A 23,872-nucleotide genomic window follows, 5' to 3' on the forward strand; every position below is an offset into this window, starting at 1 on the left:
CACCTCACATGAATGAAGATAATCAACCAGCTTAACATTACTGTACATGAACAAGTACAGTAGCCACAGAATTCACCAATTTGTTAATATGTCCATTGTCCAAAAGAAAAACGGCACGGATGATCCTACATCATCTGTACCGTCATGTATTACTTCAGCAGTTTCCCTTATGATCCAGAGAGCAGGCAGCTTTCGGCTCCACAATCTTGCCATTGTGCGCCTTCATCCAGCCTTCCCAATCCAGGGTCATAGCGCCATCCTCTTCCACAAGTGTGGGAATGCCAACACTGTGCCTGGCACGCACCTCATCATACAGGCTGTTTGTATCACGGATGGCCAGGAATTCCTTCAATGCCGGCATGGAACCGGTGATATCCACAAAATCATAGGCAATGCCGCTGGCATCCAGACTTGCCTTGCAGGCTGTGCAGTCCGGGCAGTGCTCACTTCCATATACCTTCAGCATTTACTGTTCTTCCTCCAGCGCCTTGATCTTATCTACCCGGCGCTGATGTCTGCCGCCTTCAAATTCCGTTGTCAGGAAAACATCCACAATCTGCTTGGCAATGCCCATGCCAATGACACGGGCACCAAAGGCAACCACATTGGCATCATTATGCCGGCGGCCATATTCTGCCGAGAACGTCTCAGAGCAGTGCACACAGCGCACACCCTTTACCTTGTTGCAGACTATAGACATGCCGACACCAGTTCCGCAGATCGCAATGCCGCGGTCAACTTCACCCGCTGCCACTGCTTTGGCAAGCTTTGCGCCATAATCCGGATAGTCAACAGATTCATTGCCATCCGTACCGTAGTTGACAACTTCATAGCCCTTTTCCTGCAGATATGCCATGAGTTCTTTCTTCATGGACGTTGCTGCGTGATCATTCGCAATTCCTACTTTCATGCCTTTTTCTCCTTCTTTTCAAGATAAATATACAGGATGATGCCAGCCAATAATACCCAGATGGCAATAAACTGTGATGTTGACAGAATACCGATCTTGCCGCGGATGATATCACCGCGCACAAATTCAATCATGAACCTTCCAATGCTGTAAAGAATCAGATACAGTGCTGCTACTTTGTTTTCCGTCTTTGGATTCGCCAATGCCTTATAAAGAATCACAAACAGAACAAAGTCACCAAAGGATGACAGCAGCTGGGTTGGCACCAGCGGTACGCCGGCCGGTGCCAGTGATCCACTTGGAAATGTCAATGCGAAGTGGCTGTGTGTTTCCACACCATAGCAGCATCCGGCAAAGAAGCAGCCGATGCGGCCGATTGCCTGAGCCAGAGCAACACAGGGCATCACAACATTGAAATACTTCATGAAGTTCAGATGCTTTGCCCGGCAGTACAGGCCGGCGCCAAGAATGCCGCCAAGAATACCGCCATAAACAACCCATCCTGAAGTTCCAATCACAGATACCGGATCTTTGAGAAACTGCGGAAAGACTGTCAGAATATATGTTACCTTTGAGAAGAAAAAGCCGGATATGACACCAGAAATGGCAATTCCTTCAATCTTGGAACCATCCAGTCCGTGCTTGTTGGCCAGTTTTTCAGCCAGCCATACCGCTGTCAGAATGCCAATGGCAATCATGACACCATAGCCATGAATCGTAATCGGACCGATTGTCAGCCAGTTATTGTACATGAGAAAACCTCCTGCCCATAATGATACCTTACTTGCAAAAAAAGGAAAGCAGCTAGCCCGCCGCTTTCCTTCGCTTTGTGATTATTGTTCAGAAGAATCGTCTTCCTCGTGCTCATCCGACACTTCCGCATCAATGACCTTCGGTGTCTCCATCTTTTCCTTCCATCTCTTGATAAACTTCTTATATTTGCTGGAAAGGAAGAAAGTCACATACAGATCTGAGATACCGGAGTAGACCATGCCAATGCCAATGACAATAAACAATGTATCCGTTGCAACACTGCCCGGCAGGAAGAACATGATGATAATGCCAAGGACAATGGAGATCACGCCAAGAACAGTATATGCATTGGCACCCTGATAGCCGATCCGCTTTGCGACCGATGCACTCTGCAGCTTGACCAGTCCGGAAATCAGAATCACCAGGCCAAGAATGATCGGCAGAATCTCGGCCAGTACATTCTTCTTATACAGAGCCAGCAGGCCAAACAGGATCAGGAAAATGCCAAAGGCAAGATCATTGCGGTAAAAGATATCATGTACATCAATCATGCAGTAGTTGATGATACATACAAGACCGCCGATCAGGCATCCCACACCAATCAATGTACAGACAACCGATGCACTGGCTGTCGGGAAACAGATCAGCAGCACACCAAGTATGGTCACAATCAAACCTTCCAGAATCGCACTCCACTTCAGTTCTTTCATACATACACCCTCTTTACACTATTGTATTACACCTGCATGCATTGATCTGAAAAGCTACAAATCTCAGATTTCGTACAGATGTATTGTCATCCGATGCCAGGATAATGATACTGGCCATGTTTCTTTGTGCTGCCATTGCCATATTGAATTGCAAACTTCGGGCAGAAGTGCAGACAGCGAAGGCACAGCGCACACTGTTCTTTAACCCAGACAGGCCTTCCATCTTTAATCGCAATTGCCTGCACCGGACAGTTTTTCTCACACAGATGACAGCCGACACAGGAATCTTCCACATGGAAATATACAGTTCTTCTGGCTTTGTTGTATGCCTTATCAGTCATGATACGAAAGGCATAGGGCAGCCTGCGTGCCATATGGTTTCCAGTCACTCTTGCCTGAATGCTGGCAATCACCTGATCAATCTCTTTTTCAGCACGTGCATTCAATCTTTTTACATGATCATGATCACTGAGATCAAAGAACGGTGTCCAGGTATCCGGCATGCGCACACTGAAGGCAGATGAAAGCCGGATTTTCTTGTGATCCAGGATTCTTCTGGCATCTTCAGCCGTACAGCCGGGTGTTGTACCATAGGTCACAATGATGAATGTATAAGGAGAGCTGTTCTCTCCTGTCAGAGAAAGCCTGTTAAGAAAGTTCCTTGTCACAAGGGGCAGCTGCCAGAAGTAAACCGGCGTCACAATGCCAAGCACTTCATCTTTTGACAGCTGCAGGACAGGCTTACTTGTTTCCATTGAAACCGCCCGCTCATGCAGTGCTGCTGCCGCCCTTTCTGCCACATGCCTGCTGTTTCCCGTTGCAGAAAAATACAGAATCATATATCTCACTCCTTTTCCTCATTTTAGCATTCTTCATTCCCTTCATCCTGCTGTGCTAAGATATCCGCAAAGGAGTCCGTTATGAAAATCTTGTTTGTTACAGAAATTCCGGAAGATAAGAAGCACTGCTTTACAGATCCTGCCGGTGAAGATATCACCTTTGTTTCAAGGAAAGATGTCAGTGATGAGCAGCTGAAGGAAGCAGAAGTGATCATGGGCAATGTTTCCCCCGCCAGGCTTTCTGTCTGCCAGCATCTGCAATGGCTGCAGCTGGATTCTGCCGGTGCCGATGCCTATGCAAAGCTGCCCGGTGATTTTGTTTTAACCAATGCGTCGGGTGCCTATGGCCCGGCCATCTCAGAATACATGCTTGCCTGCATGTTAAGAACACTGAAACGTCTGGATGACTACGAAGCTCTGCAGGCCAGCCATGACTGGGTCAACCTTGGCTCTGTCAAAACCCTCTCACAGTTAACAATACTGTGCCTTGGCATGGGCGACATCGGCAGTCACTTTGCAAAGAAAGTCAAAGCACTGGGTGCCCATGTCATTGGGGTCCGCAGACATATGAAAGAACTGCCGGAAGGCTTTGATGAACAGTATGAGATCAAAGATCTGGATGCACTTCTGCCAAAGGCGGATGTCATTGCCATGTCCCTGCCGCAAACACCGGATACCATTCATATCATGAACAAAGAGCGCCTGGCATTATGTAAGCCCGGCAGTATACTGATCAATGTTGGCAGAGGCAGTGCCATTGATGAAACAGCACTGATTTCCCTGCAGAAGAAAGATTACTTTGGCGGTGTCTGCCTGGATGTGTTTGAGCATGAACCGCTGCCTAAGAATAATCCGCTCTGGAATCTGCCCCACACATTGTGCACACCGCACATTGCCGGAAGATTCAATGCCGAAGTGACATATGACAAAGTACTCTCTATCTTTGAGGACAATCTGAAAAGATACCTTGCCAATGAACCGCTGCAGCATGTCGTTGACAGAAAGCTTGGTTATTGATCAAAGCAAAGCATTTAAAAAGCATGGACATATGCATCCATGCTTTTCATGTGCCTTCTTACTTGATTTCCAGGCCTGTTAACAGATGATAGGCTTCCTTGTACTTGGCAATGGTCTTGTCAATGACATCCTGCGGCAGGTTGTAATCACTTTCCGGATGTGCCTTGAGCCAGTCACGTACAAACTGCTTGTCAAAGGAAGGCTGGCTGTGGCCGGCCTCATAGCCTTCCAGCGGCCAGAAGCGGCTGGAATCCGGTGTGAGCATTTCATCGCCAAGCACCACATTGCCATCCTTGTCCAGGCCAAACTCAAACTTGGTATCAGCAATGATAATGCCTCTTGTCAAAGCATAATCTGCACACTTCTTATAGAGGGCAATCGTATAGTCACGGATCTTGGTGGCATATTCCACACCATGGCCAGGGAACTTCTTCTCCAGTATATCAATGGACTGCTCAAAGGAAATATTTTCATCATGATCACCAATCTCAGCCTTTGTGCTTGGCGTATAGATCGGCTCATCCAGCTTTTCACATTCCTGCAGGCCGTCCCGCAGCTTGATGCCGCATACCGTACCGTTTTTCTGATAGGAAGCCCAGCCGCTGCCTGTGATATAGCCGCGGACAATGCACTCAATCGGAATCATGTTCAGCTTCTGGCACAGCATGGAATTGCCGTCAAACTGCGGCTGACGGAAGAATTCCGGCATATCATTGACATCTGTGGAAACCATGTGGTTCTTCACAATATCCTTCGTATAGTCAAACCAGAAACGGGACATCTGGGTCAGAACCGTACCCTTCTTGGTTACCTTGTTCTTGAGAATCACATCAAAAGCTGAAATGCGGTCCGTCGCAACCATCACAAGATAATCGCCAATGTCATAGATTTCACGTACTTTGCCTTCTTTAACCGGTGTATATTCTTCCATCTTTTCCTCCTTATTGATGATGAGTATCATGAAACACGACTATCCTACCACAACCTGATCAAATCAGGCGTTAAAACTGGATTCTCCGGCCAGATTGGAAATATATTCAATCTTCTCCATCTCATTCATATCCGTATCTTCCAGAAATGCATAATACGCGCCATAGATCTTGTAATTCAGCACCAGCCGCAGCCGCTGGGGATCCCTGATCTGTGGGTGCAGCTGATGAATCAGATCCAGGATCTTGGCTTCTACCATCATTGGCAGCCGTGAAGACTGGGAACCAGAAAACATTGTCTGAATCTGCTGTTTGTTTGCCTCATATGCCATCAGAATATCCCGGGTAAACTGCGTGGTATTCTTGATCACATTGTCAGGATCCGGCAGTGATGCCGCAATGCGGTCAATAATCTCCTGCTGCATCTGCCGGCTCAGATCATACACATCATGAAAATACACATAGAAAGTCGACTTGTTAATGTCTGCCCGTTCACAGATCTCTACCACGGTGATCTTCTCCAGATCTTTCTGTGAGCGCAGTTCAATGAAGGCATTCAGAATCCGCCTTCTGCTTTTCGATGTCTCTTTTCTTCCTGCCATATTCCTCCAACGTTTTTAATCAGATGTCTGATTTCAGACTATCGTTGCATTCTGATGCTCGTATTTTTCATATAGAAACATTATAGTTTTCCCAGAGTGAAAAACCAATCCAGATAATGAGGAGGGATGCATCATGGATTTTTACTATTTTTATGCCGGTAAAGAATTTGAAGCCTACAGCTGGCTTGGTGCCCATCCCGATCATCACGGCACCACCTTCCGCACGTATGCCCCCAATGCTCGCAATATCTATGTCACCGGTGATTTCAACAACTGGCAGAAAACACCGATGAACCGGGTCTATGATGGCAAATTCTTCGAAGTGCGCATTGCCAACGCCAGACCCATGGACCTGTATAAGTTTCAGATTGAGCAGCCCGATGGCAGGATCGTGGACCATTGCGACCCCTATGGCTTCTCAGCAGAACTGCGCCCGGGATGGGCAAGCCGCATCATTGACCTGACAAAATACCACTGGCATGATGACAAATGGATGCGCAATGCCACAACCCATAAAGATAAACCCATGAACATCTATGAGATGCACATGGGATCCTGGAAGAAAAAGGATGATACCAAAGAGGATGGCTGGTACCGCTATGATGAGCTGGCACCCCGGCTGATCCCCTATCTGAAAGAGAATGGATACAACTATGTCGAGTTCATGCCTTTGAATGAATATCCGAGTGATCAGTCCTGGGGCTATCAGGCAACCGGTTTCTATGCCCCGACATCCCGCTATGGCACCCCGGACCAGCTGCGCACTTTGATCGATACTCTGCACCAGAATGGTATCGGTGTCTTCCTGGACATTGTCCTTGTCCACTTTGCCGTCAATGACTATGCCCTGGCCAACTATGACGGCACGCCGCTGTATGAATACCCCTACAGTGATATGACCAAGAGCCAGTGGGGTTCCAACAACTTCATGCTTTCCAGGCCGGAAGTCTGTTCCTTCCTGCAGTCTGCCTGTGACTTCTGGATCAGCCAGTATCACTTTGACGGTCTGCGCATGGATGCCGTCGGCAACCTGCTGTACTGGCAGGGGGATGTCAGCCGTGGTGAAAACAAGGCTGCCATTGACTTCCTGAAGGAAATGAACCAGGAACTGCGGGTGCGCCATCCGGCCATCATCCTGATGGCGGAGGACAGCACCACCTATTCCCATGATACCGATCCGGTAAACAAGGGCGGCCTTGGCTTTGACTACAAATGGGATATGGGATGGATGAATGATACACTGAAATACTTTGCGACGGATCCTGCCTACCGCAGAGATATCTATCACAAGCTGACCTTCCGGCAGTCCTATGCCGGCAGTGACCACTTCATCCTGCCTTTGAGCCACGATGAAGTCGTCCATGGCAAAGCAACCATCGTCAATAAGATGTGTGACCTGTATGAAGGCAAGTTTGATCAGGCAAGAGCCCTGTATCTCTACATGTATACCCTGCCTGGCAAGAAGCTCAGCTTCATGGGCAATGAAATCGGCCAGCTGCGGGAATGGGATGAGAAACGCCAGCAGGACTGGGATATGCTGAAATATCCGATTCATGATGCCTTCCACCGCTACATGATGAAACTGAATCACATCTATCTGGAAAACAGTGCTCTGTGGGAATGGGACTATGACAACAGAGGGTTCCAGTGGATTGATGCCGACAAAGTCAATGAGTGCATCTATGCCTACCGCCGCATGTCATCAAAACAGACCATTGTCTTTGTCATGAACTGTGGTGCCCTGGCCAACCGATATACATGGCGCACCGGTGCGAAGATCAAGCTGCTGTTAGCCAGTGATGAGGAATGCTGGCATGGCCATACCGATTTCAGCAGAAAAGAAAACGCACCGCTTGTTGCAAACGGTACGTGCACCATTACAATTCCCGGCAAGAGTGCCCGGATTTATCTTGAATACTGAGGATGCTCAATCAGGCATCCTTTTTTCGCACCATTCTTCAAACTCTGCCATTGGCAGCGGCCTGCTGTAGAAATACCCCTGCAGATAGGTGCAGCCAATCTGCTTCATCTTCTGCGCCATTTCCAATGTTTCCACACCCTCAGCCGTAATCGAAAGCTGATCATGCTGTAACACCATCACCATCGCCGGTACAAGCTTATTGCCGGTTTTCATATATTCTCTGACCACCGAAAGATCCAGCTTGACATTGACAAACGGCAGTTCCATCTGCCTTGAGGCATTGGCATAGCCAGTACCATAATCATCCAGAGAGAAGGAGTAACCCATGGCAATCATGCCATCCATCATCTGTTTCAGCACCTTACGGTCCACCATGGCTTCTTCCGTAATCTCCAGATGTACCTGAGAAGGACTGACATGATGCTGCTGCAGCACTTCATGCAGGCGGGCAGGAAAACTGCGGTTCATGCAGTTCAAAGGGCACAGATTGATATTGATCCAGTCAATGTGGCAGCGCTCCAGGCCGCCCTCTTCAATAAAGACACCGACTTTATCTGCTACCTGTAACGTGAAATCATCAATACGGCCCATCTGCTCCGCCACCGGAATAAACTCCAGCGGAGATACCGTACCCAGTGTGTCATCATGCAGCCTGGAGAGTGCCTCCGCACCAATGGTTCTGCCATCCGCTGCATTGATAATCGGCTGCAGATAAACCTGAATGCCATGATTCTGCAGTACATCTGCCACCAGCCGCTGTACCGCATTGTGGCGCTCACTCATCTGAATGAGCTCCTCATTAAGAATGATCGGCCCATCAGAATGCTTTACAAGAGCCAGATCAAGCACATCCATGAACTGCTCACTGTTTTTAAAATGCACATCCGGTGAGATCTCAATCAGATCGGTATCCAGAATCAGATCAGAATTGTTCACATGCCAGTTTTCTGCAAAACGGGCACGCACCAGACCAGGCAGATCTTGCAGTTCCTCACTGGATCCCAGCAGCAGAAAACGGCCATGATGAAGATAGAAAGCCGGCACATCCGGTTTTGCCTGATGCAGCCACAGACCGACCTGATGCAGTCCTTCATCTGACAGCTGTGAGCCATAGCTGGAGCGCAGGTAGGAATAATTCTTCAGACAGAATCCTGACATGACAAATGGCTTCTTCTTGAACAACAGCTCATCATACAGCTGCCGGAAAGCCACGATATTGAAGGTGCCGGCGCGGGATGCCAGATAGTGATCTGGATTTTCAATGCCATCATACAGAATAAAGATATCCAGCAGAAAGAACATGTTCATGATGAGCATGTGGCTGAAGGCACGCACAACCGCACCAACAGAAAGCAGAGTCAGGCAGACATATGCTCTGATCCAGACCTGCTTTTCCAGATGATTTCTGTTTTTTGCCACCAGCAGGAAACCAGCTGCGGCTGTCACATACAGATGAAGATAGATCAGATTATACAGATTTCCCGGATGATACCCATAAGAATCAATGGCAAACACAGCATGCGTCCATGGTGTAGACAGAACAATCAGTTCGCATGCCACAAAGAATATCCTGGTGAAGGCAAGATACAGTTTACTGCCGGTGTGAAGACGGCCGCACAGAGCAATCAGATAATTCAGGAAGATCTGGGTTCTGGCAATAAACAATGCAAAGAAGAGAACATTGGCAATCTGCAGAACAATATTGCTGTAACCAAAAGGATTGTTATCAAGCTGTGTTGACCAGATGTCAATGATGCTGGCAGCCATATCCACAGCCAGCAGTTTCAGATAGATCCGGGTGCGGTCAATCTTCAGTCTTGGCCGCAGTAAATACTGCACAAGGAAAACAATCAGAATCATCAATGTTGGAATGGAATACGATGTATCCAGCTTCATGACTGTCTCCTCTCCTGATATACATGCAGTATCTGATCTGTTTCTACCTGAAACAGATGAAGATGATGGTTATGATATGCCTGCACAAGACAAATAGCAAATCCTTCTTCCTCATCCTGTGAAATAATCTGTATCACTTCACCATACAGGTGAACATTTCCCTGCCGGAACATCACCAGTGACCCGGCTCTGATTTCATTCTTCCCGGCCATATCCGGCAATATCCGATTCCTTGACAAACGGTGTCACAATCCCATTCACCGCAATATCATAGACCGGCTGGTCCTTGACACGGGCCTTTCCCCAGGGATAGATACCCGTAATCGTACCTTCTGTATATTTTCTATCCTTGAAGAAACCAACTTTATTATCACGGCGGTAAATCGGCTCACCAGCCCGGGGCAAAGAAGCAGATACGGTTTCACCAAGTTCTACCAGACGGTTGAACAGCACCGAAATATTGTGGGGCTGATCCTGATCAATATGGTAGTGACCGCAGTACCAGTGTGTATATTTCACACTGCACATGATCTTTTCCAGATATTCATTCAAAGGATCAATGCCAAAGGCAGGCTTGATGCGCTGCTGCAGGGAACCCGGCAGGCAGTGTGTCACAATATAATCCGCCTGATTTCCATGGGCTTTCAGATTTTCCAGGCCATGCGCCATCTCAGCCTCATCCGGCACTTCTTCAGGCCACCAGAAGCGGCCTTCCACTGCTTTGGTATCACCTGCGACAGGACCGCGGTCATGGCTGCGTGCCCCGCCCATGGTAAAAATCGTATTGCCATCCAGATCAAAGATCTCACCGCGCATCATATGCATGACATTGTCACGGATCACATGTACTTTTCCCCCATGCCACACAGCTTCAGGATAAGACGCAAGACGTGGGAAACACTCATGATTGCCATCCACAAACAGCAGTGTATACGGCTGTCTCTCAAACCATTTCAGCCAGCTTCTTTCTTTGCGGGATTCCTTCTTCCAATTGTAGATAAAGCCAAAATCACCGCACACAATCACATAGTCATCCCTGGTTAAACCAAGCAGTCTTTTATCTGTCAGCTTTCTTAAGTCAATGCCGCCATGGGTATCACCGGTCAGATAAATCATTTCTTTTCACTTCTTTCTGCAAGCCATTTCCGATGAGAACAAAGCCGTGTCACATCCGCAGTGCGTTTTTCATCCGGAAAGCGGAAACGTCCGCCGCGTCCATCCGCAATTTTCAGGATATCTTCGGCATCTTCAATGTAATCTAATACAGTCGGCTTGATCATCACCTTGAACGGAATCACATACAAAGGAATACGGTACTGCGTCTTGTCCGCCTTCACCTTCCACTCAATATGCGGCATGATCATGGCAATATCCACCTCATCCTGATGGGCAGCTAGATTGATATATGGAATCCGGATAAAACTGGCACGGTCCTCCAGATGATTGTCCTTTACTTCCTGTTCCAGCCGATTTGCCAGAAAGCCGCTGGAAAAACCTTCACCACAGCTGATTGCAATCCTGATCATAGATTTGTCCCCTTATCGAGTACAGTTTAGCAATATTGTGTAAATTTTTAAAACAAAAAACAAAGAGGAGCCATTTCCATGACTCCTCTCAAGAGACATATTTATGCTGTCCTCAGGCCAATGCAGCGGTAATGATTGCCATGGAATATACTTCCAGAGCATTGCAGCCGCGGGAAAGGTCGTTGATCGGTGCATTCAGGCCAAGCAGGATCGGGCCGTATGCTTCGAAATTGCCAAGTCTCTGGGCAATCTTGTAACCGATGTTGCCAGCGTTGATATCCGGGAAGATAAACGTATTGGCATGGCCGGCAACCTCACTGCCCGGTGCCTTCTGCTTGGCAACACGCGGTGCCACTGCCGCATCAAACTGCAGCTCACCATCAATCTGCTCGTTCGGGAACTTCTCCTTAGCCTTCTTTGTTGCATTCTGCATCTTGGTCACAGAATCACCCTTGCCGCTGCCCTTTGTCGAATAGGACAGGAAAGCAACCTTCGGATCAATGCCGAATACCTTGGCACACTCAATGGTCTGGCCGCAGATTTCCACCAGATCATCCTCACTCGGATCAATGTTGATGGCGCAGTCACTCATGGCAATGACCTCATTGCCGCCGGAAACAGCCGGTCTTACCAGGATGAAGCAGGAAGAAACGATGCTGCTGCCCGGTTTTGTCTTGATGATCTGCAGAGCAGGACGCACTGTATCCGCAGTGGAATAGGTAGCACCGCCCAGCAGGCAGTCAGCCTTGCCCATCTTGACAAGCATGGTGCCAAAGTAATTGGCACTCTTGAGAATGCCTCTGGCCTTCTCCGGTGTCATACCCTTGTTCTTGCGCAGCTCAACAAACTGGGCAACCATCTCATCAAAATCTTCATAGTTTTCCGGATCAATGATCTGGGCACCATGAATATTAAAGCCTGCCTTCTCAGATGCCTTGGCAATCTCTTCCGGATTGCCGAGCAGAATCGGCTCCAGGAAGTTGCTGGCAAGCAGACGGGAAGCAGCCTCGAGAATACGGGGATCACTGCCTTCTGTCAGAACAATCGTCTTCGGAGAAGCCTTCAGCTTCTCGATCATCTGACCAAATCCATAAACACTCATGTTAACTATTGCCTCCATCGCCATAAAAATGGCTCATGCACATAGAATTCTAGCAGGCATGTAAGCGTTTGTCCCACATTTACAAAAGTTAAATAATTAATTTATCTAACAACCCATCAGGACAGCCGGTACATTGTCTTTCTCCATGTGCCTGCCTTATACCTGCCGACAAAGAAGATAATCCGGCAGATCCAGTCAATGATCATGGCAATCCAGACACCAATGGCCCCCATGCCATAATGCAGGCCGAGAATCCAGGAAAATACAATCCGGTTGATAAACATGCTTGCCAGAGAAACAACCATGGTATAGCGGGCATCATTGCAGGCCCGCAGCATATTCGGCAGCACAAAGGCAAGCGGCCACAGCAGGATGGCACAGCCATTGTGAATCATGACCAGGATCCAGGCCAGATGCAGTGTTTCTGTGCGCAGACCATATATAGAAAGCAGAGGCTTTAAGAAAATCAGAATCGTAATATCCAGCAGGAAGGTACCGATGTAGGTAATCTTCATCAGCTTCTTTGTATAGTACTGAATCTGCTGCTCATCACGGGCACCCACACACTGGCCGATCACAGTAATCATGGCCAGGCTCATGCCCTTGCCAATAATACAGCCGACCCCATCCAGATTATTGGCAACGCCATTGGCCGCAATCTGCACGGTGCCAAAGGTGGCAATCAAAGAAACAACAATGACTCTGCCAAGTTCAAAGATTCCGTTTTCAATACCGGAAGGAATACCGATATACAGAATGCGCTGGATCATACTGCCATCCAGATGGAAGCGTTCCTTCTCATAATGCACTGGCAATGTAGCATCCAGCAGAAGGATGGTGACAATAACCGCTGCTACCGCTCTTGAAACAAGGGAAGGCACCGCAACGCCGGCAACCCCCATATGCAAAGCAAATACACAGACAGCATTGCCCACAATGTTGATGATGTTCATGATCAGAGAAATCCGCAGTGAGATATTGGAGTTGCCCATGGAGCGGAACAGCGCCGCACCGGCATTGTAAACAGCCAGAAACGGGAAGGAAAGGCCGGTAATGACAAAATAGATCAGCGCAGCCTGCATGACATTGTCATCAATGGAGCCAAAGAACAGACGCAGGATCTGTTTCCTTAGCAGCAAGGAAACTGCCATCAACGCCACACCGAAGAAGATGAGTGTATACAGCAGCTGATTGGCACTGCGGCAGGCATCTTTATTCTTTTTCGCACCTAAAAACTGCGCAGACACAACCGCACCGCCGGTTGCCACCGCAGCCAGTACGGCAATCATCAGATTATTGATCTGATCTACCAGAGAAACACCAGAGACAGCAGCCTCGCCAACCGAAGACACCATCATCGTATCGGCCATGCCAACCGTGATTTCCAGGGTCTGCTCAAAGATCAGCGGGACAATCAGCTTCTTCAAATATGCATCGGAAAACAACCGTTTTGTTTCTTCCATCATTCCGCCTCAAAACAGCAGCTATCATAGCAGACTTCTTACCGGGCAGAACGTTTTTTCAGAAAATGGAAAACAACGAGAAGCACAACACCGCAGACCATGCTGGCAAGACCATATACCATCCAGGCAGTGACAGATAAAGACATGGTACCGCCCAGCCAGGCATTGGAAAGCGATGGAAACAGCAGTTTCAATACCAGTCCCACAAGATCATGCAGGGCACCGCCTGCCAGCATCATTGTGCCCATGGAAGCTGCCATCACTGCTGAACTCTTGCCACTCTGTACAAACAATATGGCAAGTAAAGCTGCTGCCGCCACAACCTGAAACATCCAGCTGGTAAACCCGTTATAGACATAGATCAATCCAAACAGTCTGCCATTGCCCATCAGTAAGCCGCTGGCATAATCCGCCATGGCACCAGCCGCATCCGACACCACTGCTTTCAGCTCATCCTGATATGCATCAATTTCATGACCGGCATACTTGTAACAGATTCTGTTTGTTTCCTGAACGACTTTTTCAATATCGGAGTCTTTTGGTTCAACAAGCGTCAAGCCTTTATGATGAACCGTATTGCTCACCACATGTGCAAGCATGTAGTCACTCAGCCAGCCAATGGAACGTTCCTTGGAGAATTCATCCTGCATCGTCACAGCAGTGTCAATATTCAGATCCGGATAGGCTTCATTGACAACATCATTGATGCGCCAGGCAAAGCGCAGGCCGACGCCCTCTAACTGCATGGATCTTGCCAATGTATAAGGAAGACAGATGCTGACAAGCAGAAGCCACCAGATCAAAGCCAGAGGTACAAGCTGCCGGAAGGATATTTCTGAGATACGTTTCATGACATCACCACTTTCACATGCAGATCTTTTTCATGCAGTGTAATATAGTACAACAGAATCACGATGGAGGAATCATATGAACTTCAGCAAACGCATGGAACGCTTTCCCGATGAAATCTTCGCTTCACTGAATGAAAAGACCATTGCCCTGCAGAAACAGGGCCGTACACTGTATAACATGTTTGTCGGCACACCGGACTTTGAAACACCAAAGCATATCCGTGATGCCCTGTGTGAAGCGGCTAAAGATCCAGCTAACTGGAAATACACATTGCGTGACTGTGACGAACTTGTCCAGGCCGTCATCCACTACTACCACAAGCGGTTCAATGTTGATCTGACACCGGATATGATTGCCAGCTGCCCGGGATCCCAGGAAGGTATGGCCCACATCGGCATGGTGCTGGCAGATGAGGGTGACACATGCATTCTGCCTACCCCCTGCTACCCGGCATTCATTACCTGTGCCAACATGGCCGGACTGACACCGTTCTATTATCCGATGACAAAAGAGACAAACTTCCTGCCGGATGTCTCAACCATTCCGGATGATGTGGCAGACTGGGCAAAGTTCATGATTGTCTCGCTGCCATCCAATCCAACCGGTTCCATCGGCAATGATGAAAACTATATGGAAATCATTGCCTGGGCAAAGAAGCATAATGTCCTGATCATCCACGACAATGCCTACTCTGACATCATCTTTGACGGTGTGGAAGGAAAGTCTTTCCTGCAGTATCCAGGTGCCATTGAAAATGGCGTCGAGTTCTTCTCCTTGTCCAAGAGCTTTGATGTGACCGGGGCAAGACTGAGCTTCCTGGTAGGAAATCCGGAAGTTGTGAAGATGTTTAAGAAGCTGAGAAGCCAGTATGACTTCGGCATGTTCATGCCGCTGCAGAAAGCAGCTATTGCCGCATTGGAAGGACCGCTGGATATGGTCGAAGAACAGAAACACAAATACCAGGAACGCCGTGATGCTTTGTGCGGCGGCCTGCGCAGCATTGGATGGAATGTCCCGGATTCCAAAGGCACCATGTTTGTCTGGGCACCCATTCCTTCCTGGTACAAATCTTCCATGCAGTTCACCCTGGACCTCATGGACAAAAGCGGTGTCATCTGCACACCAGGATCCTCCTTCGGGCCACTGGGAGAAGGCTATGTGCGCTTCGCCCTGGTCTTACCGCCAGAACAAATCAAAAAAGCAGTCCAGGCAATCCAGGACTGCGGTATTCTCAAACACGACTGAGCATGGCATAGTCCATGCTTTTTTCATGCCTATATATTTTCAGATATTTCAACGAAATCCGGCAATTCCCAATTTTGCCGAAGTTCAATCAAATGGTACATGCGCCATCCGTCGAACATTCAACATCAAGCCTTTGGCAGCTGAAAATCAAAATACAGATCATCCGGTGCTTTCTGCTTCATCTCTACCCGGAACTGCCAGGAGCCATTTGGCCTCAGTGAATTCGGAATCAGATGCATCTTTCCACTGCCAATATAGGTAAATGGCAGTGCAAGTCCATCTTCTGCTTCAACTTTGCGCACAAACAATTCAATGCGGGATGCTGCACAAAGTGCATCCAGCTCTTTTTGTTTCAGGTTTGCACGTGTCTCCCACAGGAATGTCTGCGGATCCAGAAAGCCATCCGCATAGCGCAGATCATCTTTGATATCTTTTGCCTTGTGGACGGTGACATAGGCATAGCAGATACCATCGTAAATATCCGTACCAAGCATGATATCATGCGGATTCTTCAACAATAGCAGTTTGATCTGATCCTTGCGGTATTTACCCCAGATACAGAACGTACTATTGGGATCCTTGTCACCAAACTCTGTTTCATATCTGGCAATGCCATACTGCAGAAGATCATCCAGATACTGTTTCATTTCTACATTCAGGATGCCATCCGGCATCACAATCTGATTTTCATGAATATTGATCAGTTTTCGATCTTGCAGATACCACAGCACATGTTTGAATATTGCCGTGGCTGCAGCTATGGCATTGTCATTCACATATCTTCTTATCGATTCAATGTCTTCTCTTCCTGTTAACAGAAGTTTCTGCAGTACGAGATACTCCTGTGGACGGACCAGTGGCAGAAAGGAAGAAACTGTCTTGATATAGGTTTCCTGTTCCTTTGAGAAAGAGGGAAGATTTTCTTCGCCGATTTCTTTGAGGAAGCCATAGTAAGAGCCTGCCTTGCCATTGGCACCTTTCATACTCATCAATCGTAAAAGATCCGGTGCACATTCATTGTTCAGATAATCCATGTGGCAGGGATAAGAGCTCTCACCAAGATACTTCTTGAAATTCTCATAATCCTGCTGCACAAACCGCTTGTTATGGAAGTTGATGTGATCCAGCTGGTCCAGAATCTCTTTTTTGGACAGATCATCCATGTGAATCTCAACGCCATATTTTTCCATGCCAAGCTGTTTGAAATCATCTTTGACAAGACTGCCTACCAATTGTTTTTCCAGTACAAAGTTCTCAGACAGACTTCCTAAGGCAAAGGCAATCTGACTGCTGCGCTGGTAGTCATTGCCAATAAAGTCCAGCACCGTTACGTATTTTTTATCTGTATACTTTCGCAAGCCACGGCCCAATTGCTGCAGAAAGATGGTGGAAGACTGGGTTGGCCTTAGAAACAGAACCATGTTGACACCAGGAATATCCACGCCTTCATTGAGAATGTCGACAGTAAAGAGGATTTCCAGTTTCTCATCATCACTCTGCAGATCATGATAGGCGCGTATTCTTTCCCCGACACTGTTGCGGCCGGTCAGATACTGGGTGTAGTAATAATCAGACATTGCCTGTGCCATCATGATGGCATGTGAGACATCCCGGCAGAACGCCAGTGCCTTCAGCTTCTCTCCGGGTTTTCTGTATTTTTCAATCTCCTTGACAATCAGTTCACAGTTTTCATCAGATGCACACTGCTGGCTGAACGTTCTGGCCTTCACAGCGGCATCGCTGTAGGAAAGCAGTTCATCCCGGATACCATAATAATGAAAAGGCACAACCAGATCCTGCAGAATGGCATCCCGCAGCCGCAGCTCATATGGCACATTGTCACCAAAGTTGGAAAAGACATCCTTATTATCCATGCGTTCCGGCGTTGCTGTCATACCCAGCAGAAACTGCGGATGGAAATAGTGCAGAATCTTCTGATAGGAAGACGCCGCAGCATGATGTGCCTCATCAATGATAATGTAATCAAAATAATCCGGCGAAAACAGATCCAGATGGTTTGCCATTGTCACATTGGTGGAAAACAGGAAATCACAGTCCAGATCCTTATGCGATCCGTCATAGATGCCAAATGTCTTTTCACTGCCAATCACCTTCTGAAAGGAATCCAGCGACTTTCTCAGGATTGATCCTTCATGCACGATATACAGAAGATGTTTCGGATTGAAGTTGACTGCATCAAAAGCAGAAAGATAGGTCTTGCCAGATCCTGGTGAGGCAATGATCATGGCCTTGTCCTCACCCATGCAGCGGATACGGTTCAACTGCTTCAATGCCTTCTTCTGCATGGCATTGGGCTGGATCTTTGCATTGGCAACGGCATAGTCCATATCCCATCTTTCCACAGCATAGCAAAGCCGTGTCTGATACTGGCTGATCAAAGTCCTGGTCAAAGGCAGTGTATGGTCCCATAATGCTTCAAAGTCAGAAGCAGCCTGCTGCCAGGTTTCCGGATGCACGGAGGCAAAGGAAGCCAGATCCCACTCCACATTCTTTAACAGTGCATATACGGTGATGTTTGAAGACCCAACGAGCAGTTCTTTATCATCTTCAAACGTAAACAGATATCCCTTGGAATGGAAGCCGGTGATATTGCCATTGCCATCATGAAAACAGTCCTTGTCCAGGTGGCAGGCAAACTGGTCCGGATACGTATTCTGCAGATGCAGGAAGTAAGTTAATGAGTTGATATCCGTAAAGTTCTGATATGTCGAAGTGATGATACGGCCATGCACACCGCGGGCAAGCGCAGCTTCTATATGTGATTGAATCAGGGAAAGACCTGCCCGCTTGATGAAACTGACTGTAAAAGCAAAAGAAAGGCATCTGTCCAGCTGCTGGCAGAGATGATCCAGAAAGCAGATATCGGAATGATTTGTATAAAACAGACTGTCTTTCATTTTCCTTACCCTTCATGATGTTTGAAGATCACAAGTTTGCTTGCCGCATAATTCACAATGATCACGACCACATTGGAGATGGTTTTCACCCACACATCATTCCATCCCAGTGTCTGTGCAAACAAAAACATATTGAACCAGTCAAGTGCACCGGTAGCCAGACGGCATGAGAAAAACAATGACATTTCCCGCAGAATGGCTTTGGCTGCAGCCGCATCGCTCCGGAATACCCATTTCCGGTTGGTCAGATAGGCAAACAGGACAGAAAGCACCCATGACAGCACCGTACTCATCATGATGGAAATATGCATCAAATGCGCAAACAGCCAGTATGTCACGATATTGACCAGTGTTGTCAGCACGCCAAAAACGGTATACGGTATCACATCACGGTATTTTTCCACCAGACCATGATTTTCCTGTTTCTCTGAATCCATACAGTGCAATTATACCTGCCTGTGCTGCAATTTTGGCCATGAATGGTGAATTCCTTTTGTGAGCAGAGTACAATAGCCCGGTATGCACGAGGGAGGTTTATCCATGATTACAGATCAGATTGATGCTTCTTTGCTGAAGATGGCAGAGGAAGCAGAAAAAGAAATAAAACCGCAGTTTGAACAGATTGATAAAGTGGAGCAGTACAATGCCGACCGCATTCTGTCTGCCTTTATTGAGAATCAGGTATCCTATTCTGACTTTGCGGATATCAACGGCTATGGCAACTATGATACCGGTAGAGACAAGCTGGAAGCGATCTTTGCCACGATTCTTGGCTGTGAGGATTCTCTTGTCAGACCGCAGATTATGTCCGGTACAAATGCCCTCTATCTGGCTTTTTCCGCCATGCTCAAACCAGGTGATACGATGATTTCCATCACCGGCACACCGTATGATTCCCTGCAGGAAATGATCGGCCTGATCGGTGATTCCACGCAGTCATTGAAAGCATATGGTGTCAAGTATGAACAGATTGATCTTGTCGACAATGAATTTGATGAAGATGCCATTGTCAACAGAGTAAAACAGAACAACGTAAAGCTTGTTGAAATCCAGAGATCCCGGGGCTATTCCAGCCGGAAATCACTGACCATTGCCAAGCTGGAAGCCATCATCAAAGCCATCCGTGCTGTCAACAAAGATGTCATCATCATGGTAGATAACTGCTATGGTGAGCTTGTGGAAGAAAAGGAGCCCGGGCATGTCGGTGTCGATCTGATTGTCGGCTCTTTGATGAAAAACCTTGGCGGCGGCATTGCTCCGACCGGCGGCTATATTGCCGGCAGAAAAGATCTGATTGCCATGTGTGCAGACCGTCTGACATCACCTGGCATCGGCAAGGATCTTGGTGCCAACTTCAACATGAACAATGCCTTCTTCAAGGGTGTCTTCCTTGCTCCGGAGGCAGTTGCCAATGCCCTGAAGACAGCTGTCTTCTCCTCCTATATGCTGGCAAAGCTTGGCTTCAAGAATGTTTCACCAGCCTATGATGAATACCGCACCGATATCATCCAGACCGTTGAACTTTCCACCAAGGAGAATCTTGTCCGTTTCACCCAGGGCCTGCAGTCCTCTTCGCCGATTGATTCCTATGTCAGAGTGCTGCCTGCTCCGATGCCTGGCTATCCATTTGATGAAGTCATGGCCTGCGGCAGTTTTACCCAGGGCAGCACCATTGAACTCAGTGGGGATGCTCCGGTCATTGAACCCTATACTCTGTATATGCAGGGCGGCCTGTCCTATGCCTATGGCAGACTGTCCATCCTGCTGGCTTTGCAGCATGTTCTGCATGGCGAACCTGATAAGAAATAACAACGAAAAGATACGCAAAAAAGGGAGAGTACCCGCACACAGGTATTCTCCCTTTTACATACTGCCGATCTGTCCGCCATCAATGCGGATAATCGTATTATCGATATAATCTGCCTGATCACTGATCAAGAACCTGACTAAATGGGCAACTTCTTCGGGCTGTCCATAGCGCTTCACCAGAATCTTTTCCTCTTCTTCCTTCAGGAATTCCTCATCATAGCCATCCAGTTCACTTTCTGTCCCGATAAAGCCTGGCGCAATGGCATTGACATGCACAAATGGCGCAAACTGCACGGCCAGATCATGCGTCAAAGAATTCAGTGCTGCCTTGGAGGCATCATAATCCACTGACATGGGATAGTAGGTGTTCATGCCATTGGTGGATGAGATGTTAATGATGCGGCCATATTCCTGCTGCTTCATATGGGGCCATACCCGCACAGCACAGTTATAGGCGCCAATCACATTCACATCCATGGTGCGCCGGAATTCTGCTGCTGTTTTCAGATGAAACAGATTAGAAAGATCGATCGCGGCATTGTTAATGAGGATATCAACACCGCCAAGCTCTTCCTCAATCCGGCTGACCATCGCATCCACTTCATTTTCTTTTGATACATCTGCCTGCAGAATCAGACATGGTGTACCCCATTTTTCCTGAATGGTTTTCTTCAGTGATTCTGCCTCTGTTTGGGAAGTATGGTAATTTACCGCCAGTTGATAGCCGCAGGATGCCAGTTCCAAAGCAATGGCACGGCCGATGCCGCGGGCACCGCCGGTGATCAGAACCGTTTTGTTTTCAGCAGATACCATTAAGCACGGCTGGAATACTTGCCATCAGCTGTAGAAACGATGACCTTCTCACCCTCAGAAATAAACTGCGGGATTCTCAGCTTCAGGCCTGTTTCAGTCACAGCATCCTTGGTCTGGTTGCTGGCAGCACCCTTGATGGCTGGTGTTGTCTCTGTAATTGTCAGGGTCACACGATCCGGAACAGATACAGACAGCAGCTCGCCGTCAAAGAACATCAGGCCGACTTCCATGCCTTCGATGATGTAGTACTTGTTATCACCGACTCTGCTCTCATCCAGCTCATAGGTATCAAATGTTTCCTGATCCATGAAGTAGTACGTATTGCCATCCTTGTAGGAATACTGTGCTGTCTTCTTCTCAATCATGGCAGGCTCAAACTTCGTGCTTGCATTGAAGTTTCTTTCCTGTGTGGAACCTGTTTTCAGGTTCTTCATCTTTGTCTTCAGAATAGCAGCGCCCTTACCCGGCTTTACATGCATGAAGTCAAGGACAACCCACGGGTCGCCATCGACGATTACTGTCAATCCTGTTTTAAAATCTCCTGCTTCAATAGCCATTGTTATTCTCCTTTATCTTTAGAAATACTATCTTATTTTATCTATCTCACGAAAGAGGTCAACGGCCTCTGCATGAAGAAAAGACAGACATTTCTGCCTGTCTTATTCTATCATTGCCATCTGCAATGTGAACAACACCAGATGGATTTTTCATGCAATTCTAAAAGATTCTTTACTTTTCAAACAGTTTCTGGGTGTTATACAGTCTTGCATACTCACCGTTTTCTGCCAGCAGCTGCTGATGGGTGCCCATCTCTGCAATCTTTCCTTCATCAATCAGCACAATCCGATCGGCATCTTTCACCGTTGCCAGACGGTGGGCAATGATCAGGGACGTACGTCCTATAGCCAGCTTATCAAAGCTTGCCTGGATCTTCTGCTCAGTGATCGTATCCAAAGCAGAAGTTGCCTCATCCAGAATCAGAATCTTTGGATTCTTCAGAAAGATACGGGCAATGGAAATACGCTGCTTCTGCCCGCCGGACAAACGCACGCCTCTTTCTCCGACATACGTATCAAACCCATCCGGCATCTCCATGATGTCATCATAGATTTCTGCCATTCTGGCAGCTTCCTCAATTTCTGCATCACTGGCTCCGGGTCTGCCATAGCGGATATTCTCCTTGATTGTATCCGCAAAGATAAACACGTCCTGCTGCACAACACCAATGCTGGAACGCAGAGAATGTTTGGTCACATCGCGGATATCCGTACCATCAATGCGGATGGCACCGGACGTGACATCATAGAAGCGCGGAATCAAAGAACACAGGGTTGTTTTACCACCGCCGGACTGGCCGACAATGGCCAGCTTTTCACCACTGTTGACATGCAGGGTAATATCCGAAAGAATCTGACGGCTGGCATTGTACTGGAAGGACACATGATCAAAATCAATTGTGCCATCCGTCACCACCAGATCTTTTGCGTCTGGCTTTTCAACAATATCCGGCTTCACCTGCATCAGATCATAGAAGCGTGATAAACCGGCAACACCATCGGTAAACACTTCGGCAAACTGTGCCAGTTTGCGGATCGGTGTAATAAAGCTGTTGGCAAACAGTGTAAACGTAATCAGGTCTACATAGTTCATTTCACCCTTCATGATCAGCACGCCGCCGGCCATGATGACAATGACCGGGGTGATGCTCATGAAGAATTCCTGCGAGCTGTTGAAGTTTGCCATTGCTTTGTAATAGTCACTCTTGGATTTGCTGTAAGCCTTGTTGGAGGCATCAAAGCGGTCATAATCCACTTCTTCATTGGCAAAAGCTTTGGAAGTGCGCACACCGGAAATACCGGATTCAATATCGGCTGAAATTTCAGCCAGGCGTTTCTTGTTGGATACGGATGTGGTGGCCATTGCCTTGCGGTTGCGCATGACCACCAGCACCGATATTGGCAATAGAATCAGAATGATCAGAGCCAGCTTCCACTGCATGCGGAACATGAAGATCAAAGCACCAACAATGGTCAGCACGGAAATGATCAGATCCTCCGGGCCATGGTGGGCAAGCTCAGTCATGGAAAACAGATCACCTGTCAGCCGGCTCATCAATTGACCGGTACGGTTCTGGTCATAGAAATCAAAATCCAGTGTCTGCAGGTGCTGGAACAGATCATTGCGCAGGTCTGCCTCAACATAGGTGCCAAAGGTATGACCCCAGTAGGTCATGATATACTGACATACAGAACGCAGTACATAGAAGCCGATCATGGAAATCATCAGGATGAAGAACAGCCGGTATTCCTTGTTTGGCAGCATATTCTTCATGGCATACCTGGACACAAGCGGAAAGGCCAGATCAATCAGGGCAACCATCACCGCACAAATAATATCTACAACAAACAGCTTCATATGCGGTTTGAAATACCGCAGAAACATCCTGAACATATAACCGCCTCTCCTTCATAATAAACAAGCATTTAACAGGGGGTATCATACCACACAAGCTCATAAGAAAAGGCATTCCTGACCGTTACAGCGCAGTTTCTTTCTACGGTATCGTA

At 47.7% G+C, this 23,872-nt stretch carries 22 protein-coding genes; 4 read left to right on the forward strand and 18 right to left on the reverse strand.

Going from position 1 to position 23,872, the window contains the following annotated elements; all coding sequences use genetic code 11:
* Positions 1-154 precede the first annotated feature (154 nt).
* From SOI44_RS04710 to SOI44_RS04730, 5 genes are all read right to left on the reverse strand, one after another.
* Complete coding sequence (locus tag SOI44_RS04710; RefSeq protein ID WP_331348070.1) at positions 155-466, reverse strand: glutaredoxin domain-containing protein; 312 nt, start codon at positions 464-466, stop codon at positions 155-157.
* Positions 467-910, reverse strand: a complete 444-nt coding sequence (gene rpiB / locus SOI44_RS04715) for a ribose 5-phosphate isomerase B (RefSeq protein WP_331348071.1) — start codon at positions 908-910, stop codon at positions 467-469.
* Positions 907-1,662 carry a prolipoprotein diacylglyceryl transferase gene (lgt, locus tag SOI44_RS04720; protein WP_331348072.1) on the reverse strand — a complete coding sequence of 252 codons (756 nt, stop codon included), beginning with the start codon at positions 1,660-1,662 and terminating at the stop codon, positions 907-909. Before lgt ends, rpiB begins: the two co-directional genes overlap by 4 nt.
* A gap of 81 nt (positions 1,663-1,743) precedes the next feature.
* Entirely contained in the window at positions 1,744-2,373 is a 630-nt protein-coding gene (locus SOI44_RS04725) for an HdeD family acid-resistance protein (RefSeq protein ID WP_331348073.1), read from the reverse strand.
* A gap of 86 nt (positions 2,374-2,459) precedes the next feature.
* Positions 2,460-3,212 (reverse strand): EFR1 family ferrodoxin, encoded by a 753-nt coding sequence (locus SOI44_RS04730; RefSeq protein ID WP_331348074.1) that lies wholly within the window; start codon positions 3,210-3,212, stop codon positions 2,460-2,462.
* Positions 3,213-3,293: 81 nt separating this feature from the next.
* Here SOI44_RS04730 and SOI44_RS04735 point away from each other — a divergent pair, with 81 nt between their 5' ends.
* Positions 3,294-4,229 (forward strand): D-2-hydroxyacid dehydrogenase, encoded by a 936-nt coding sequence (locus tag SOI44_RS04735; RefSeq protein WP_331348075.1) that lies wholly within the window; start codon positions 3,294-3,296, stop codon positions 4,227-4,229.
* Positions 4,230-4,287: 58 nt separating this feature from the next.
* On the opposite strand, the gene SOI44_RS04740 is transcribed toward SOI44_RS04735, so the two are convergent.
* On the reverse strand, positions 4,288-5,160 hold the full coding sequence (locus SOI44_RS04740; RefSeq protein ID WP_331348076.1) for a phosphoribosylaminoimidazolesuccinocarboxamide synthase: 873 nt from the start codon (positions 5,158-5,160) through the stop codon (positions 4,288-4,290).
* 63 nt (positions 5,161-5,223) lie between these two features.
* Entirely contained in the window at positions 5,224-5,760 is a 537-nt protein-coding gene (locus SOI44_RS04745) for a TetR/AcrR family transcriptional regulator (protein WP_331348077.1), read from the reverse strand.
* 133 nt (positions 5,761-5,893) lie between these two features.
* Between SOI44_RS04745 and glgB the strand changes: the two genes are divergently transcribed.
* Complete coding sequence (gene glgB, locus SOI44_RS04750) at positions 5,894-7,681, forward strand: 1,4-alpha-glucan branching protein GlgB (RefSeq protein ID WP_331348078.1); 1,788 nt, start codon at positions 5,894-5,896, stop codon at positions 7,679-7,681.
* A 6-nt stretch (positions 7,682-7,687) separates the two neighbouring features.
* Here glgB and SOI44_RS04755 read toward each other — a convergent pair whose 3' ends face one another.
* The 6 genes from SOI44_RS04755 to SOI44_RS04780 all read right to left on the reverse strand — a co-directional run bounded on the left by SOI44_RS04755 (position 7,688) and on the right by SOI44_RS04780 (position 14,519).
* Positions 7,688-9,577, reverse strand: a complete 1,890-nt coding sequence (locus SOI44_RS04755; RefSeq protein ID WP_331348079.1) for an EAL domain-containing protein — start codon at positions 9,575-9,577, stop codon at positions 7,688-7,690.
* Between the two features lie 195 nt (positions 9,578-9,772).
* Complete coding sequence (locus SOI44_RS04760) at positions 9,773-10,693, reverse strand: metallophosphoesterase family protein (RefSeq protein WP_331348080.1); 921 nt, start codon at positions 10,691-10,693, stop codon at positions 9,773-9,775.
* Positions 10,690-11,103, reverse strand: coding sequence for a hypothetical protein (locus SOI44_RS04765; RefSeq protein WP_331348081.1), 414 nt, complete (start codon positions 11,101-11,103; stop codon positions 10,690-10,692). Before SOI44_RS04765 ends, SOI44_RS04760 begins: the two co-directional genes overlap by 4 nt.
* A gap of 112 nt (positions 11,104-11,215) precedes the next feature.
* Complete coding sequence (gene pta, locus SOI44_RS04770) at positions 11,216-12,205, reverse strand: phosphate acetyltransferase (RefSeq protein ID WP_331348082.1); 990 nt, start codon at positions 12,203-12,205, stop codon at positions 11,216-11,218.
* Between the two features lie 116 nt (positions 12,206-12,321).
* On the reverse strand, positions 12,322-13,671 hold the full coding sequence (locus tag SOI44_RS04775) for an MATE family efflux transporter (protein WP_331348083.1): 1,350 nt from the start codon (positions 13,669-13,671) through the stop codon (positions 12,322-12,324).
* A gap of 35 nt (positions 13,672-13,706) precedes the next feature.
* The gene (locus SOI44_RS04780) at positions 13,707-14,519 is read right to left on the reverse strand and encodes a hypothetical protein (RefSeq protein ID WP_331348084.1); all 813 of its coding nucleotides are present in this window, start codon (positions 14,517-14,519) and stop codon (positions 13,707-13,709) included.
* A 76-nt stretch (positions 14,520-14,595) separates the two neighbouring features.
* Here SOI44_RS04780 and SOI44_RS04785 point away from each other — a divergent pair, with 76 nt between their 5' ends.
* On the forward strand, positions 14,596-15,765 hold the full coding sequence (locus SOI44_RS04785; protein ID WP_331348085.1) for a pyridoxal phosphate-dependent aminotransferase: 1,170 nt from the start codon (positions 14,596-14,598) through the stop codon (positions 15,763-15,765).
* A gap of 125 nt (positions 15,766-15,890) precedes the next feature.
* On the opposite strand, the gene SOI44_RS04790 is transcribed toward SOI44_RS04785, so the two are convergent.
* Positions 15,891-18,683, reverse strand: a complete 2,793-nt coding sequence (locus tag SOI44_RS04790) for a DUF3427 domain-containing protein (RefSeq protein WP_331348086.1) — start codon at positions 18,681-18,683, stop codon at positions 15,891-15,893.
* 5 nt (positions 18,684-18,688) lie between these two features.
* Positions 18,689-19,120, reverse strand: a complete 432-nt coding sequence (locus SOI44_RS04795) for a GtrA family protein (protein ID WP_331348087.1) — start codon at positions 19,118-19,120, stop codon at positions 18,689-18,691.
* 103 nt (positions 19,121-19,223) lie between these two features.
* On the opposite strand from SOI44_RS04795, the gene SOI44_RS04800 reads away from it, so the two are divergent.
* Positions 19,224-20,492 (forward strand): methionine gamma-lyase family protein, encoded by a 1,269-nt coding sequence (locus tag SOI44_RS04800; protein ID WP_331348088.1) that lies wholly within the window; start codon positions 19,224-19,226, stop codon positions 20,490-20,492.
* A 54-nt stretch (positions 20,493-20,546) separates the two neighbouring features.
* Here SOI44_RS04800 and SOI44_RS04805 read toward each other — a convergent pair whose 3' ends face one another.
* The 3 genes from SOI44_RS04805 to SOI44_RS04815 all read right to left on the reverse strand — a co-directional run bounded on the left by SOI44_RS04805 (position 20,547) and on the right by SOI44_RS04815 (position 23,756).
* Positions 20,547-21,305, reverse strand: coding sequence for an SDR family NAD(P)-dependent oxidoreductase (locus SOI44_RS04805; protein ID WP_331348089.1), 759 nt, complete (start codon positions 21,303-21,305; stop codon positions 20,547-20,549).
* Positions 21,305-21,862 carry an elongation factor P gene (gene efp, locus SOI44_RS04810; RefSeq protein WP_277655537.1) on the reverse strand — a complete coding sequence of 186 codons (558 nt, stop codon included), beginning with the start codon at positions 21,860-21,862 and terminating at the stop codon, positions 21,305-21,307. Before efp ends, SOI44_RS04805 begins: the two co-directional genes overlap by 1 nt.
* A gap of 172 nt (positions 21,863-22,034) precedes the next feature.
* Positions 22,035-23,756, reverse strand: a complete 1,722-nt coding sequence (locus SOI44_RS04815; RefSeq protein ID WP_331348090.1) for an ABC transporter ATP-binding protein — start codon at positions 23,754-23,756, stop codon at positions 22,035-22,037.
* Positions 23,757-23,872: the final 116 nt, after the last annotated feature.

Origin of the sequence: Lactimicrobium sp., from assembly GCF_036453465.1 — a bacterium.
Taxonomy (GTDB): domain Bacteria; phylum Bacillota_I; class Bacilli_A; order Erysipelotrichales; family Erysipelotrichaceae; genus Bulleidia.